At 74.6% G+C, this 14,550-nt stretch carries 12 protein-coding genes; 6 read left to right on the top strand and 6 right to left on the bottom strand.

From position 1 onward, the window contains the following. Positions 1-61: 61 nt before the first annotated feature. From ACZ6S8_RS07735 to ACZ6S8_RS07725, 3 genes are all read right to left on the bottom strand, one after another. The gene (locus ACZ6S8_RS07735; RefSeq protein ID WP_469453416.1) at positions 62-1,360 is read right to left on the bottom strand and encodes a sensor histidine kinase; all 1,299 of its coding nucleotides are present in this window, start codon (positions 1,358-1,360) and stop codon (positions 62-64) included. Further along, positions 1,360-2,361 carry a hypothetical protein gene (locus ACZ6S8_RS07730; RefSeq protein WP_469453414.1) on the bottom strand — a complete coding sequence of 334 codons (1,002 nt, stop codon included), beginning with the start codon at positions 2,359-2,361 and terminating at the stop codon, positions 1,360-1,362. Before ACZ6S8_RS07730 ends, ACZ6S8_RS07735 begins: the two co-directional genes overlap by 1 nt. Positions 2,362-2,600: 239 nt before the next feature. Next, positions 2,601-3,365, bottom strand: coding sequence for an IclR family transcriptional regulator (locus ACZ6S8_RS07725; protein ID WP_469453412.1), 765 nt, complete (start codon positions 3,363-3,365; stop codon positions 2,601-2,603). Between the two features lie 257 nt (positions 3,366-3,622). Between ACZ6S8_RS07725 and ACZ6S8_RS07720 the strand changes: the two genes are divergently transcribed. The 4 genes from ACZ6S8_RS07720 to ACZ6S8_RS07705 all read left to right on the top strand — a co-directional run bounded on the left by ACZ6S8_RS07720 (position 3,623) and on the right by ACZ6S8_RS07705 (position 7,087). Beyond that, the gene (locus tag ACZ6S8_RS07720; protein ID WP_469453410.1) at positions 3,623-5,146 is read left to right on the top strand and encodes an aldehyde dehydrogenase (NADP(+)); all 1,524 of its coding nucleotides are present in this window, start codon (positions 3,623-3,625) and stop codon (positions 5,144-5,146) included. A 136-nt stretch (positions 5,147-5,282) separates the two neighbouring features. Beyond that, entirely contained in the window at positions 5,283-5,504 is a 222-nt protein-coding gene (locus ACZ6S8_RS07715; protein WP_469453409.1) for a hypothetical protein, read from the top strand. A gap of 53 nt (positions 5,505-5,557) precedes the next feature. Further along, the gene (locus tag ACZ6S8_RS07710) at positions 5,558-6,808 is read left to right on the top strand and encodes a TerD family protein (RefSeq protein WP_469453408.1); all 1,251 of its coding nucleotides are present in this window, start codon (positions 5,558-5,560) and stop codon (positions 6,806-6,808) included. A gap of 102 nt (positions 6,809-6,910) precedes the next feature. Further along, a complete protein-coding gene (locus ACZ6S8_RS07705; protein WP_469453406.1) occupies positions 6,911-7,087 on the top strand; it encodes a hypothetical protein in 177 nt (58 codons plus the stop codon). Between the two features lie 134 nt (positions 7,088-7,221). Here the strand turns inward: ACZ6S8_RS07705 and ACZ6S8_RS07700 are convergent, their stop codons facing one another. Continuing rightward, positions 7,222-8,661 (bottom strand): alkaline phosphatase PhoX, encoded by a 1,440-nt coding sequence (locus tag ACZ6S8_RS07700; protein ID WP_469453404.1) that lies wholly within the window; start codon positions 8,659-8,661, stop codon positions 7,222-7,224. Between the two features lie 324 nt (positions 8,662-8,985). Further along, on the bottom strand, positions 8,986-10,554 hold the full coding sequence (locus ACZ6S8_RS07695) for a hypothetical protein (RefSeq protein ID WP_469453402.1): 1,569 nt from the start codon (positions 10,552-10,554) through the stop codon (positions 8,986-8,988). Positions 10,555-10,893: 339 nt separating this feature from the next. On the opposite strand from ACZ6S8_RS07695, the gene ACZ6S8_RS07690 reads away from it, so the two are divergent. Beyond that, the gene (locus ACZ6S8_RS07690; RefSeq protein WP_469453401.1) at positions 10,894-12,735 is read left to right on the top strand and encodes an endonuclease/exonuclease/phosphatase family protein; all 1,842 of its coding nucleotides are present in this window, start codon (positions 10,894-10,896) and stop codon (positions 12,733-12,735) included. 233 nt (positions 12,736-12,968) lie between these two features. Next, the gene (locus tag ACZ6S8_RS07685; protein ID WP_469453400.1) at positions 12,969-13,253 is read left to right on the top strand and encodes a hypothetical protein; all 285 of its coding nucleotides are present in this window, start codon (positions 12,969-12,971) and stop codon (positions 13,251-13,253) included. Between the two features lie 148 nt (positions 13,254-13,401). On the opposite strand, the gene dapD is transcribed toward ACZ6S8_RS07685, so the two are convergent. Continuing rightward, positions 13,402-14,382 carry a 2,3,4,5-tetrahydropyridine-2,6-dicarboxylate N-succinyltransferase gene (gene dapD, locus ACZ6S8_RS07680; RefSeq protein WP_469453398.1) on the bottom strand — a complete coding sequence of 327 codons (981 nt, stop codon included), beginning with the start codon at positions 14,380-14,382 and terminating at the stop codon, positions 13,402-13,404. Between the last annotated feature and the right edge of the window lie 168 nt (positions 14,383-14,550).

Genomic DNA, 14,550 nt, shown 5'->3' with positions numbered 1-14,550 from the left:
ACCACCGGTCCGTCGTCCGGACGCACGGAAACCACCGGTCCGTCGTCCCGGTGGGCGGGCGTCATCGGGCGGGTCCGGCGAGCGGGAGGACGGCGCGCAGCCGCCAGCCTCCTTCGTACGGGCCGGCCTCGATGTAGCCGCCGAGCAGGGCGGCCCGTTCGGCGGCGCCGCGCAGCCCGCGGCCCCCGGTGGTACGGGGCTCCGGGCCGCCGGGGGCAGCGGGCGGGTTCGTCACGGTGATCTCCAGGTCGGGGTGCGCGGGGCGGCCGGAAGGGCCGCCGTGCCGGAGGCGGACCCGCAGGTCCACGGGGCCCGCGCCGTGGCGCAGGGCGTTGCCGAGGCCCTCCTGGACGATCCGGTACGCCTCGCGGGAGGCGATCGCCGGGAGCCCGGACCAGTCCCCCGCCGACCCGGGGTCCTGATGGGCGGTGACGGTGGTGCCGGCCGCGCGGGTGCGGTCCAGCAGCCCGTCGAGGTCGGCGGCGAGGGTCGGCGCGGGCGCGGCGTCCGTCCGGGCCGGGTCGCCGTCCCTCAGCAGGCCCAGGACGGCGTCCAGTTCGCCCACCGTGCGCCGCGTCGTCTCCTCGATGGCGGCGAGCGCCTCCCGTACGAACCCGGGGTCGGTGTCGAGCACCCGCCGGGCGGCGACCGCCTGGAGGGTGACGGCGCTCAGCGCGTGCCCCACCGCGTCGTGCAGCTCCCGGGCCAGCCGGTTGCGCACGGCGAGGTCGGCGGCCCGCTCCTCGGCCGCGGCCAGCCGGTCGGCCGCCGTCGGGCCGAGCAGTACGGGCGCCAGCCGGGCCAGCAGCGCCCCGGCCCCCACGGCGCACAGGGCGAGCGCGGCCAGCAGGGCGGCTCCGAGCAGGGGCGCCACGTACGGGTCGGCCGCCACACCGCCCCAGCCCAGTTCCCGCGGGAAGCCCCGCAGCCCGCTCACGAACGGCAGCGCGATCAGCACCACCGCCGCGGGCGGGACCGCGAGGGTCATGCCGCTGACCGCGGCGCCGATCCCCAGGTGCAGGGTCCACCATGCCGAGGTCCGCCCCCGGGCGGCCCAGGACCGGGCCGGGCCCTCGGCCAGCCGCTCCCCCGGCACCGCGCACATGGCCCGGGCGGCGGCCACGGACATCGGCCGGACCAGCCCGAACACCCCGGTGACCGCGGCCAGGGGCAGGGCCGCAGCGTAGGAGGCGAGGATCAGCGGCACGGAGGAGAGCGCGTTCGCCCCGCCCGCCGCCATGCCGACCCCCACCTGGGTGAGGAGGAAGTACGGCATCAACAGGGCCCCGCCGAGGATGAGATGGACCCAGCGCAGCCGGACCCGCGGCCCGAGCAGCCGTCCCGGGCCGTCCCCGCGCATCACCCCGCGCTGCGACGGGTCAGGAACCGGGTGAGGACGACGGCGGCGAGCACTCCAGTGGCCATCTGGCCAGCGTAGATCAACTGCGTTGCTCCGGAAGGGGCTTCGCCCCCGTCCAGCTGCGGGCCCAGCGAGGCGATCAACGGCCACAGGCCCCAGCCGAGCGCGGCCCCCGAGCCGACCCACGCCAGGGCCGCCGGCCAGCGGGCCCGGCGCCCCCGGTCCGAGGCGAGCAGCAGCGCCCCCGCACCGGCGGCCAGGGCGCACAGCGCGTGCACCGCGGAGACCACGCCCGCCTCGGCGGACCACGACGCCGCCCGCTCCGCGCCCATCCCGGCCGTACTTCCGAAGGCCCAGGAGAAGTACGCCGCGGCCACGCCCGCGCCCCCCAGCGCGGCGGCCGTCGCCACCACCCGCGTGGAGGCCGTCGCCGGCTCCGCGCCGCCGGCCGACCGGCCCGCGATCCCTCTTCGGCCCCAGCCCCAGCGCTCCCGTGCGTACGGCACGAACAGCCCGGCCAGGGCGAGCCCCTGGACGATGAACCCGCCGTAGACGACGTTGAAGACCCAGGGGTCCAGGAAGGGCGCGCGCTGCGCGTTCACGGACGGATCCGCGCCGAACCCGAGTGCCCGTATGAGCAGTTGGCCCGGGAATCCGAGGACGATCGGGGTCAGCAGTCCGGAGGCCGTGAACGCCGGGACGGTGAGCAGCCAGGACGGCACCCGCATCCCCCAGGGTTGGGTGAGGAGCAGCACGAGCACGATCACGCAGGCGTCCATGAACAGCGTGAAGGAGTTCGCCAGGACGAGGAACGTCCCGGGCTCGGCCAGCACGCTGCCGTCCGGTATCCCCGTCCGGCTCCCGGCCAGCCAGGCGGCCTTGAGCGTCAGGTACGGAAGGGTGGCGGCCACGGCCACCGCCCGCAGGGCCCGCCGCCCCGCCCCCGGTCGGGGGGCCTGCGGCCGCGGTGCGTACGACGGGTGAACGGTTCGTGTGGTCATGACCCAACGGTCCCGCGCGCACCGCCCCGCCACCTCCCCCGTGATGGGGAACCGTCTCCCCCGGGCGGGGGAGGAACCACGGGCTCCGCCGCACCCCCGGCCGCTCACCGGGCTGCCCCGCCGGCCCTCACCGAACCGGCACCACCGGCCCTCACCGAACCGCACCACCGAGCCGCCCCGCCGCTCCCCGTTTCCGCGGCCCCCGCCCGCGCCTCACATCCGCGCCTCACATCCGCGCCTCACATCCGCCGCGTCACCACCGACAGCCGGTCCCGCGCCTCGAACAGCGCCGCCTTGATGACCTGCTCGTGCCCCGGCGTCAGCCGCGCCACCGGCACCGAGCAGCTCACCGCGTCCCGCACCGGCGTCCGGTACGGCACGGCCACGCCGAAGCAGCGCAGCCCGAGCGTGTTCTCCTCCCGGTCCACCGCGTACCCCTGCTCCCTCACCAGCGCCAGCTCCTCCACGAGCTGCTCCCGGTCGGTGATGGTGTGCTCGGTGACCGCCTCCAGCCGCCTCGGCAGCAGCCGTCGCACCTCTTCGTCCGTGTGCGTGGCCAGCAGCGCCTTGCCCAGCGCGGTCGAGTGCACGGGCAGTCGCCGTCCGACCCGGGTGAAGGGCCGCAGGTAGTGCTGGGACTGCCGGGTGGCCAGGTACACCACGCTCGTGCCGTCCATCCGGGCCAGGTGGATGGTCTCCGTCGTGTCGTCGGACAGCCGGTCCAGGGTCGGCCGGGCCGCCGCCACCACCTCGTCGCCGTCGATGTAGGAGCTGCCGACGAGCAGGGCCCGTACGCCGATGCCGTACCGGGTGCCCGTGGCGTCGGTCTCCACCCACCCGAGGTTCACGAGCGTGCGCAGCAGCATGTACAGGCTGGACTTGGGCAGGGAGAGGTCGTTCTGGATGTCGGCCAGGCTGTGCAGCCCGGGCCGCGCTGCGAAGTGCTCCAGCAGCAGCACCGTCCGCACGGCCGACTTGACCGGCGCCGCGGGCCCTGCCGCCACGGCCGGTCCCGCCGACCCTGCCGGCCCCGCCGGTCCTGCCGCCACGGCCGGGAATTCCGCCGCCTCCGGTACTGCCCGTACCGGCCCCCGTACTCCCTGTACCGCGCTCCCCGACTCGGTCGTCGTCATACGCCTGCTTCCCCTCTGGGCGCCCCTTGTCACGCGGAGGACGCGGAAATAGAGTCCGCAGCAGATGTGATCATTCATCCACCGGAACGGCGTTCAGAATACTGAACGTTCCAGGAGGCAGTGGGCCCATGACAACGACACCAGTCTGGAGTGTGGACCCCCGCACCGGGAAGCAGCGCGAGCAGGTTGCGGTGGAAGCCACACCCCGTGAGGTGGACGGGGCCGTGCGCGCGGCCCACGCCGCCCGCGGCGCCCTCGCCGACGCCGCCGCCCGCGCCGCCTTCCTGCGCGCCGCCGCCGGGCTCCTCGACGAGGCCGCCGCCCACGTCATCGAGGCCGCCGACGCCGAGACCGCGCTCGGTCCGGGCCGGCTCACCGGCGAGCTGGCCCGCACCACCGGGCAGCTGCGCGCCTTCGCCGACGCCGTGGACGAGGGGTCCTACCTCGACGTCCGCATCGACCGCGCCGACGCCTCCCTCAGCCCTCCGCGCCCCGAACTGCGCCGCTACAAGGTCCCGCTGGGCGTGGTCGCGGTGTACGCCGCCTCCAACTTCCCGCTCGCCTTCTCCGTTCCCGGCGGGGACACCGCGAGCGCGCTGGCCGCGGGCTGCCCCGTGGTGGTCAAGGCCCACCCGGACCACCCGGCCACCTCCGAGCTGTGCGCCTCGCTGCTGCGCCGCGCGGCGGTCTCCGCCGGGCTGCCCGCCGACGTGGTGTCGGTGGTCCACGGGTTCGACGCCGGTCTGGACCTGATCCGGCACCCGCTGGTGGCCGCCGCCGGGTTCACCGGTTCCGTCCGCGGCGGGCGGGCCCTGTTCGACGCGGCCGCCGCGCGGCCCGTGCCCATCCCCTTCCACGGCGAGCTCGGCTCCCTCAACCCCGTCGTGGTCACGCCCGCCGCGGCCGCGGAGCGGGCCGAGGAGATCGGCGCCGGGCTCGCGGGCGCGGTCACCCTGGGGGTCGGCCAGTTCTGCGTGAAGCCCGGCCTGGTCCTCGTCCCCGAGGGCCCGGACGGCGACCGCCTCGCCGACGCACTCACGAAGGCGCTCGGCGAGACCGAGCCGGGGGTGCTGCTGGACCACCGGATGCGGGAGAACTTCGTCGCGGGCGTACGGGAGCGGGCCGCGCTGCCCGGCGTCGGGGCGCCGGTCACCCCGGGCTCCGGCGGGGAGCACACCGTCGGCGCGGGATACCTGACCGTGCCCGCCGGCCGCCTCGTCGGCGACGGCGCGCACGAGCTGCTGCTGGAGGAGTGCTTCGGCCCGGTGACCGTGGTCGTCCGGTACGCCTCCCGCGCCGAGGCCGCCGCCGTGCTCGGGCGCCTCCCCGGCAACCTGAGCGCCACGCTCCAGCTCTCGTCGGCCGAGACCGAGGGGGCCGCGGGGCCGGCCGCCGAACTGATCGCGCAGGTCACCGGGCTGGCCGGCCGGATCGTGGTGAACGGCTGGCCGACCGGGGTCGCGGTGGCCCCGGCCCAGCACCACGGCGGCCCGTACCCGGCGGCCACCTCGCACTCCACCTCGGTCGGCTCGACCGCGATCGAGCGGTGGCTGCGCCCGGTGGCGTACCAGTCGGTGCCGGACGCGCTCCTTCCGGCGGAGCTGCGCGAGGCCAACCCGCTGGGGGTGCCGCGCCGGGTCACGGGCGCCTGACCGGATCCGGGCCGCCACCGCGCGCCCACGCCCTGCCGTCCCGGACCGGCCCGGTCCTCCCCCTCCCCCGCCGCGGCGGGGGAGGCGGCGGCAAAAGGCGTTGCCGTCCCGCTCCCGGCGGGGCAGGCTGCGGCCCATGCCGAGACCACACGGATTCACGTACGAACAGCTGGGCGAGCACCTCGTCGCCATCACCCACCAGGGGCGCCCCGCGGCCACCCTGCGCGGGAGCCGGGCCGAGAAGTTCCTCGCCGAGGTGGGGTCGGGGGACCCGCAGCTCGTGATGGCCCGCTGGACGGGCTCGTACAAGTTCGGCAACGAGCGCATGGCGAAGAACCACCCGCGCAACCGCCGCTGAAATCTCTCGCGAGGGTAAGGGAACGGCAAAGCACCTCCGGTCGTTCTCCCGGCATGACCGCTATGACCCCTGGATCCAACCTGCCGCTCAACACCGTCCGCGTGACGGTCGACGTGGCGGCGCCGGTACGGCTCGACGTATCGGCCCTGCTCCTCACGGCGGACGGCAAGGTGCGCTCCGACGAGGACTTCATCTTCTTCAACCAGCCCTCCGGGCCCGGTGTCACCTACCGGTCCGGCGGCGGGTCGGCGCCGGACTCGATCACCGTGGACACCGCCTCGGTACCGCCGGGCATCGAGCGCATCGTGGTCACGGCCAGCCCCGACGCCGCCGGGCAGTCCTTCCAGGGCATCGAGCCCACCGCCACCGTGCGCAACGCGGACGGCGGCGCGGTGATCTCCACCTTCACCCCGCCGCAGCTGGGCACCGAGACCGCGCTCGTCGTCGTCGAGGTCTACCAGCGCGGCGGCGTGTGGAAGGTCCGCGCGGTCGGCCAGGGCTACGCGAACGGCCTCGCCGGCATCGCCACCGACTTCGGCGTCTCCGTGGAGGAGGAGCCGGCCCCCGCGGCGGCGGCCCCGGTCGCCCCGCCCGCGCCGCCGGCGCCGGCCGCCCAGCCTTCGGCCCACCCCGTCTCCCCGTGGCTCGGCGGTGCGACGACGCCCGCCCCGGCAGCGCCGGTCCCCGCCGCCGCTCCGGCCGCCCCCGCTGCCGCCCCCGGCGCCGGGAAGATCAACCTCGACAAGGGCCGGGTCAACCTCCAGAAGAACCAGACCGTCTCCCTGGTCAAGGGCGGCCGCCCGCTCCTGTCCCAGGTCAAGATGGGTCTGGGCTGGGAGCCCGCGTTCCGCGGCAAGGACATCGACCTCGACGCCTCCGTCATCGCGTACGGCCCGCAGCGCAACCACATCGACAGCTGCTACTTCGGCAAGCTGTCCATCCTCGGCGGCGCCGTCAAGCACTCCGGTGACAACCTGACCGGAGAGGGCGCGGGCGACGACGAGGTCATCGTCGTGGACCTCGGACGTCTGCCCGCCGACGCGACGGGCCTGGTCTTCACCGTCAACTCCTTCTCCGGCCAGAAGTTCAGCGAGGTCGCCAAGGCCTACTGCCGCCTGATCGACGCGGCGAGCGGCGAGGAGCTGGTCCGCTTCGACCTCACGGGCGCCGAGCCGCAGACCGGCGTGATGATGGCGAAGCTCATCAAGCAGTTCACCGGCGAGTGGGAGATGACGGCGATCGGCGACTTTGTGAAGTCGCGCACAGTGCGCGGCATGGTCAAGCCCGGCGCGCAGGCACTCTGAGCAGGTGGGCGGGCACATGGTGCCACCGGGGAGCGCAGCGGGTGATGGAAGCCACGCGTAATCCGGAGGTGGCTGTCAGTGCCCGCCCGTAGCCTTGGACTCATGCACGAGTCACTCACACCCGCGGGTCCGGCCCGCCCGTCCGCCTCAGAGGCGAACGAGGCGATCCGGCACCTCGTCGAGACCGGTGTGGGCGGCGAGTGGCCCTCCGAGGCGTATGAATTCCTCCTCGCCGAGTGGTCCGTCGCCTCCCGCGCGGAGGTCTCCGCAGCCCAGTGAGCCGGCGGGCCGTCCGATGCGGCGGCCCCCCGGCCCTCCGAGGCGGCTCCTTCGACGGGGCTCCCCGAGGGTGCGCGCGACAGGCCCGTGTCCCGCCCGGCCGGCAGGCTCGTGTCCCGTCGGCAGAACCGCGGTCAGTGCCCGCGCCGCCACGGGCCGGTGACGGCCAGCATGATCCCCGGGTCCTGGAGGTTGGCGTACAGCGTGCGCCCGTCCGGTGAGAAGCAGACGCCCGTGAACTCCGAGTACTCCGGATCCTCCGCCGACCCGATGTTCAGCTCGTTGCGCGCCAGCGGGTACGTCCGGCCGGAGTCGGTCGCGCCGAAGAGGTGCTGCAGCCCCGACCCGTCCTCCGCGATGACCAGCCCGCCGTACGGCGACACGGTGATGTTGTCGGGGCCGTCGTAGCCGCCGTCCGCCGCCGGGTCGGCGTTCACCCCGATCAGGACCGTCAGCCGGACCGTCCGCCGCTTGGGGTCGTAGAACCACACCTGGCCGTCGTGCGCGGTGCCCGGGCTCTCCGCACGCGCGTAGGACGAGACGAAGTACGCGCCGCCGTCGGCCCACCACATGCCCTCCAGCTTGCGGCCGCGCGTCACGACACCGTCCGCGAACTGCCCGCGCACCGGCACGGTCCGCGCGTCCCGGTCCGGCACGTCCACCCAGTCGACCCCGTAGACGGTTCCGATCCGCGTCGCGCGCGAGAGGTCGTCGACGAACCGGCCCGTACGGTCGATGCACTTGGCGGCCTGCAGCACCCCGGCGTCGTCGGCGAGCGTACGGAGCACGCCGCGCCCGTGCCGGAAGCCGCGGGGCGGGGTCCAGCGGTAGAACAGCCCGTTGGGGCCGGAGGCGTCCTCCGTCAGGTAGGCGTGGCCCTGGCGCGGGTCGATGACCACGGCTTCGTGGTCGTAGCGCCCGAAGGCCTTCACGGGCCGCGGGTCGCGGTTGGCGCGCCGGTCGTGCGGGTCGACCTCGAAGACGTAGCCGTGGTCCTTGGTCATGCCGTTCCTGCCGGCGAGGTCGGAGTTCTCCTCGCAGGTCAGCCAGGTGCCCCACGGGGTGGCGCCGCCCGCGCAGTTGGTCGACGTACCGGCGATGCCCACCCATTCGGCGACCTCGCCGCCGCGCCGGACCTCGACGACCGTGCAGCCCCCGGCCGCGGCCGGGTCGTAGACGAGCCCCTCGGCGAGCGGGACGGGGCGGGGCCAGGTCTCGCGCCTGCCCTTGAGCTCGTGGTTGTTGACGAGCAGGGTGACCCCGCGGGGCCCCTCGAAGGCGGCGGTGCCGTCGTGGTTCGAAGGGGTGGTCTCCCCGGACTCCAGTCGCGTCACCCCGCTGTGGGTGATCACCCGGTAGCGGAATCCGGCCGGAAGGGCGAGGATTCCGGCCGGGTCGGGGACGAGCGGTCCGTAGCCGGGCTCGCAGGGCTTTCCGTCCGCGTCGCGGAGCGCGCCGTCGTCGGCGGCGAGGGCGCCCGGCGCCGTGGCCAGGGCGCCGACCGTCCCGGTGAGCGCGACTCCCGCTCCGGCGATCACGGTGCGGGCGGTGAAGTCTCTGCGGGTGAGCGGCATCGGGTCTCCAGGGTGGGGAGGTGGTGCGCCTGTCGTGCGGTCGTCGGCGCACACGCTCCCGCCCGCACGTGAACGGCGGCTGAACTACCCACGAAGACGGACCGGGCCCTTGCCGGGGGCCGGAATGGCGAACTCCGCCCCGGGAAACGGCGCGTTGTCGCCGCTCGCCGGCCCGGACGGCCTCCCGGACCGGACCGCCTCCCGGACCGGACCGTCCCCAGGACCGCCCCGGACCGCCCCGGATCGCCGGCGCACGCCCGGCTCCCGTCCGGCGCGTCCCCCGTTCGCGCCTCCCCGCGCCCCCGCCCGGGAAGGCCCGTTGGCTCAGGCCTGGCGGGACCGGGCCTTGAAGGCGGCCTTGCGGGCCTCCTTCGCCGCCTTCTTGTCCGGGTGCATCCGGCCCATCGCCTCCAGTACGGAGGCGGTCGCCGGGTGCTCCACCCGCCACGCCTTCTCGAAGAATCCCGCGTGATGGGCGGTCAGGGTCTCCATCAGGAGCGGCAGCTCCTGCGTCTCGCCGTCCGCGGCGAGCTGCGCCGCGATCGTGTCGACCGTCAGCCAGAACACCAGGGCCGCGTCCGGCGCCGGCACGTCGGCCGCCCCGCGCTCGGCCAGCCAGACCCGGGCGAGCCCGCCGAGCTCCGGGTCGTCCAGTACGGCGCGGACCGCCCCCTCCGCCTCCGGCCCGGCGGGCGCGAGGGCCTGCTGGCAGCGCAGCCGGCGCAGCGGGGCGGCCTCGTCCCCGCCGCGGGCGGCGGCGAGCAGTTCGGCGACGGCCGCGGGCAGTTCGCGGCCGCTCAGCCACTGCTCCATCTCGGCTTGCGCGGCGCCCTCGGGGTAGAAGGAGACCGCGTCGAGCAGCGCGTCCGCGCCCTTGTCGGCCAGGTCGCCGACGGCGGGGGCGTCGACGCCGGCCTCCAGCATCCGGGCGCGCACCCCGTAGAGGCCCAGCGGTGTCAGGCGGACCATGCCGTAGCGGGACACGTCCTCGTCCGCGTCGCCGTCCCCGTCGCCGGAGTGCCCGGCCGCGATGTCCGTGTCGTCCGCCTCCGCCATCAGCTCCTCGTCGACGGGACGGAACTCGACCAGCCCGATGGGCTCCAGCTGCCGGAACTGGTCGTCGAGGCGCATCATCGCGTCGGAGACCTGCTCCAGTACGGCGTCGGTCGGCTCGCCCATGTCGTCGGGCACCACCATGGACGCGGCGAGCACGGGCAGCGGGACCGGCCCGTCCGCGGCGCCGCCCTCGGCGACGGTGAGCAGGTAGAGGTTGGCGAGGACCCCGTCGAGGAAGTCCGCCTCGCGGCCCGGGTTCCAGTCCAGTCGGTCGAAGTCGATGTCACCGCCCGCGTCCAGCGCGTCGACGAGGTCGTCCAGGTCGGGCACCGCCGCGTCCGCGAGGACGGTGTCCAGGGCCGCCAGCCAGAGGTCGAGGACGTCGCCGGGCGTGCCGCCCGTCACGAGCGCCAGGTCCTCGCCGGGCGCGGCAGTGCCGTGGTGCGCCGCGAGCCCGTTCTCCCCGGCCCCGGCGGCGTCCGTGCCCGTACCGGCGGCGATCGCACCGGAGGCGTCCGCGCCCGCCGCGGGGAGGTCGGCCCCGTCGTCCTCCGGCTCGGTCACGTCGACCAGCCCGGTGTCCACGGCCACCCGCCACGCCTGGCTCGCGTACATGGCGGAGTCCGCGTCGCCGGCGTCGAGTCTGAGGGCCGCGGCGGCCTCGGGCAGCTGCTCGACGACGAGTTCGCCGCCGACGTCGACCCGGGTGGCGGGCCCGGCCCAGCGGGCCAGCCGTACGGCGCGCGCGAACAGCGGGGCCGCCAGGGCGGCTCCGGCCAGTTCCGCGTCGGAGTGCAGCCGGACCGGCGGCAGAGTGGAGTGCGGCTCTGCGGACATGGGGTGGTTCTCCTCGCGGACGCGGTGGGGCGGGCCGTGATGGCCGGCCGGGCCGGACGGGTACGGCGGTCGGTCCGGCCGGGCGGGCGGACCCGGCCGCTCCGGGGCGGTCGCGGCCCCCGTACGGCGTCCCAGCGTAGACGCATTTCGGGCTCGTCCGGCGGGCCTGCGCCTTTGGTTCATCACACAGTCAGCTGTCGTATTCCCTGGACCCCTTGACAACTTTGCTGGCCACACAGGAAATTGACGCGCGTAGATGTATCGGGAGCCGCAAACTCCCCGGACGTCTTCGCGCCGCACCTCCCTCCGTTCCCTCATCCCACACCGGAGTCCCTGACCATGCGCTCCTCGCATCCCCGTTCCGCCGCCGTCGCGGCCCTCGTCGCCACCGCCCTGGCCACCGGCCTGCTCGTGGGCTCCGCCGACGCGGCCGAGGGCGGCGCCGCCGCCGATCCGATACGCATCCACGACGTCCAGGGCACCACCCGGATATCCCCGCTCAACGGTCAGTCGGTCGCGGACGTCGAGGGCGTCGTGACGGGCGTGCGCACGTACGGCTCGCGCGGTTTCTGGATCCAGGACCCGGACGCCGACGACAACGACGCGACGAGCGAAGGCGTGTTCGTCTTCACCAGCTCGGTCCCGACCGTCGCCGTGGGCGACGCGGTCAAGGTCTCGGGCACGGTCGGCGAGTACGTCCCCGGCGGGGCCGCCTCCGGCAACCAGTCCGTCACCCAGATCTCCAAGCCCGTCGTCACCGTGGTCTCCTCGGGCAACGCCCTGCCCGAGGCCACCGCGATCAACGAGTACACGGTCCCCGCCGAGTACGCCCCGGCCGGCGACCCGGCCGCCGGCGGCAGCATCAACGGCCTGACCCTGGAGCCCTCCCGCTACGCGCTGGACCACTACGAATCCCTCGAGGGGATGAACGTCCGCATCGGCACCTCGCGCGTCGTCGGCGCCACCGACCCGTACGCGGAGCTGTGGGTCACGGTGAAGGGCTGGGAGAACCAGGCCAAGCGCGGCGGGACGGTCTACGGCTCGTACGAGTCCCAGAACACCGGCCGCCTCCAGATCCAGCAGCTCGCGCCCCTCGCGCAGCAGCCCTTCCCGGTGGCCAACGTCGGCGACCGGCTGACCGGCACCACCGAAGGACCGCTGGACTTCAACCAGTTCGGCGGCTACACCCTGGTGGCCCGCACGCTCGGCACGGTCAAGGCGGGCACCCTCGCCCCCGAGAAGACCAAGGCGCAGGCCTCGAACGAGCTCGCGGTGGCCACGTACAACGTCGAGAACCTCGACCCGACCGACCCGCAGGAGAAGTTCGACGCGCTCGCCAAGGCGGTCGTGGAGAACCTGGCCTCCCCCGACATCCTCGCCCTGGAGGAGATCCAGGACGACAACGGCGCCAAGAACGACGGCACGGTGTCGGCCGGGCAGACGCTCGCGAAGTTCACCGCGGCCATCACCGCGGCGGGCGGCCCGGCCTACCAGTGGCGGACCGTCGACCCGGAGGACAAGAAGGACGGCGGCGAGCCCGGCGGCAACATCCGCCAGGTGTTCCTCTACAACCCGGCGCGGGTCTCCTTCACCGAGCGCGCCCCGGGCGACGCGGTGACGGCGACCGGCGTGGTCAAGGAGAAGGGCAAGGCCGCCCTGACCCACTCCCCCGGCCGCATCGACCCCGCGAACCCGGCGTGGGCGGACAGCCGCAAGCCGCTGGCCGGCGAGTTCACCTTCCGCGGCAAGACGGTCTTCGTGATCGCCAACCACTTCGGCTCCAAGGGCGGCGACGAGGGCCTGACCTCGCACCACCAGCCGCCGGTGCGTTCCTCGGAGGCGAAGCGGCTGCTGCAGGCGCAGTCCGTGAACGGCTTCGTGAAGGAGATCCTCGCGGCCGAGAAGAACGCGAACGTCCTGGTCCTCGGTGACATCAACGACTTCGAGTTCTCGGCGACGACGAACGCGCTGACGGTCGGCGGGGCCCTGTACCCGGCCGTCAAGTCGCTGCCGAAGGCCGAGCGGTACTCGTACGTCTACCAGGGCAACGCGCAGGTGCTGGACCAGATCCTGACCAGCCCGGCGATCAAGAACTTCACGTACGACAGCGTGCACATCAACGCGGAGTTCTCGGCCCAGAACAGCGACCACGACCCGCAGGTGCTGCGCTTCCGTCCGTAACCACCGGACCGCAGCGGGCCCGGCCGGCTCCCCCGACCGCCATGAGGGGGGGTACCCCGGCGGCCGGGCCCCCTGCCACGCCGCGACCCCGTCACGGCCTGCGGGGACGGCGTCCCCTTCCTGCCCTTCGCGGGCGAGTTGGGGACTTTCGGCCCTGGCGTGACGCTCGACACATCCCTACCGAATCTGCCGGTTGTGGTGTTGAGTGTCTGCACGCCCGGTCTTGTACCGCCTTGTACCGCCCGCTCTCCCTGGAGGACCGCGTGTTCCCCTCCATCTCCCTCGCCCAGGAAATTGGCCTCGCCGTCCTGTTCGTGGCCGCTCTCGTCTGGGTCGTCGGCCTCGGACACATGCTGTGGGACAGCCGTTTCCACCACCCGGAGCCCGGCGCCTTCGACGGCCTGTCGGCCATCCCGGCGCAGCGCACTTCCGCGGCGCACCCGATGGAGTCGGTGGAGCTGACGGAGGCGGAGCAGCAGGCCTTCGCGGGCCTGATCCGCACGATCCCCCTGCGCTAGCCGCGCTGGACCACAGGCCGACCCGCGGCTCCGCCCGGGCCGTGAAAACGCCGCTGAGCGCCCTCCCGGACTGCGGGAGGGCGCTCAGTGGCGTTTCGGCACCGGCCCCGGGAGCGGCGGTCCGGCCGCGGCCCCCGGCGGTGGTGCGTCAGTTGTGGCTGTGCAGGACCTCGTTCAGGCCGCCCCAGGCCGCCTTGTACGGGCGGGCCTCGACGGCGCCGGTCACCGAGTTGCGGCGGAAGAGGATGTTGTTCGCGCCGGAGAGCTCCAGCGCCTTGACGATCTGGCCGTCCGGAAGGGTGACGCGGGTGCCCGCGGTCACGTAGAGGCCGGCCTCGACGACGCACTCGTCGCCCAGCGCGATGCCCACCCCCGCCTCGGCGCCGATCAGGGTGCGCTCGCCGATGGAGATGATCTGCTTGCCGCCGCCCGACAGGGTGCCCATGGTGGACGCGCCGCCGCCGATGTCGGAGCCGTCACCGACCACGACGCCCGCGGAGATGCGGCCCTCGACCATGGAGGTGCCCAGGGTCCCGGCGTTGAAGTTGACGAAGCCCTCGTGCATCACGGTGGTGCCCTCGGCGAGGTGCGCGCCGAGGCGGACGCGGTCGGCGTCGGCGATGCGCACGCCCTTGGGGGCCACGTAGTCCGTCATCCGCGGGAACTTGTCGATCGAGGTGACCTGGAGGTGCAGGCCCTCGGCGCGCGCGTTGAGGCGGACCGTCTCGACCTGGTCGACCGCGACGGGGCCGAGCGAGGTCCAGGCGACGTTGGCGAGCAGGCCGAAGACCCCGTCGAGGTTCTGGCCGTGCGGCTTGACCAGGCGGTGGCTGAGCAGGTGCAGGCGCAGGTACGCGTCGTGCGCGTCCAGCGGCTTGTCGTCGAGGGAGGCGATGACGGTGCGGACGGCTACGACCTCGACGCCGCGGACCGCGTCCGAGCGGACCGCCTTCGGAGCGGTGGCGCCGAGCAGCTCCACGGCCTGCTCGGCGGTGAGGCGCTCGGTGCCGGCCGGGCCGGGCTCGGCGACCAGCTGGGGGGCGGGGAACCAGGTGTCGAGGACGGTGCCGTCGGCGGTGATGGTGGCAAGTCCGGCGGCGACGGCGCCGGTGGTACGCGTAGCAGTCATGCCCGAAACCTAACCGGCGACGGGCCGCGGTCGCGAACCGGTCTCATGTGCCGGTCCGTGTCCCCCGCACGGGAAGGTGCACGGAACACTCACCCGGCGCTCCGCACGACCGCGGACCGCCGCCGGGACCCCGGACCGGGGCGGGGAGCCCGGACCCGGGCCGCGCCG

It is taken from the genome of Streptomyces sp. NPDC048461 (genome assembly GCF_055587105.1).
The sequence above is the reverse complement of the archived record's forward strand: the minus strand, read 5'-3'. Positions and strand labels throughout refer to the sequence as shown.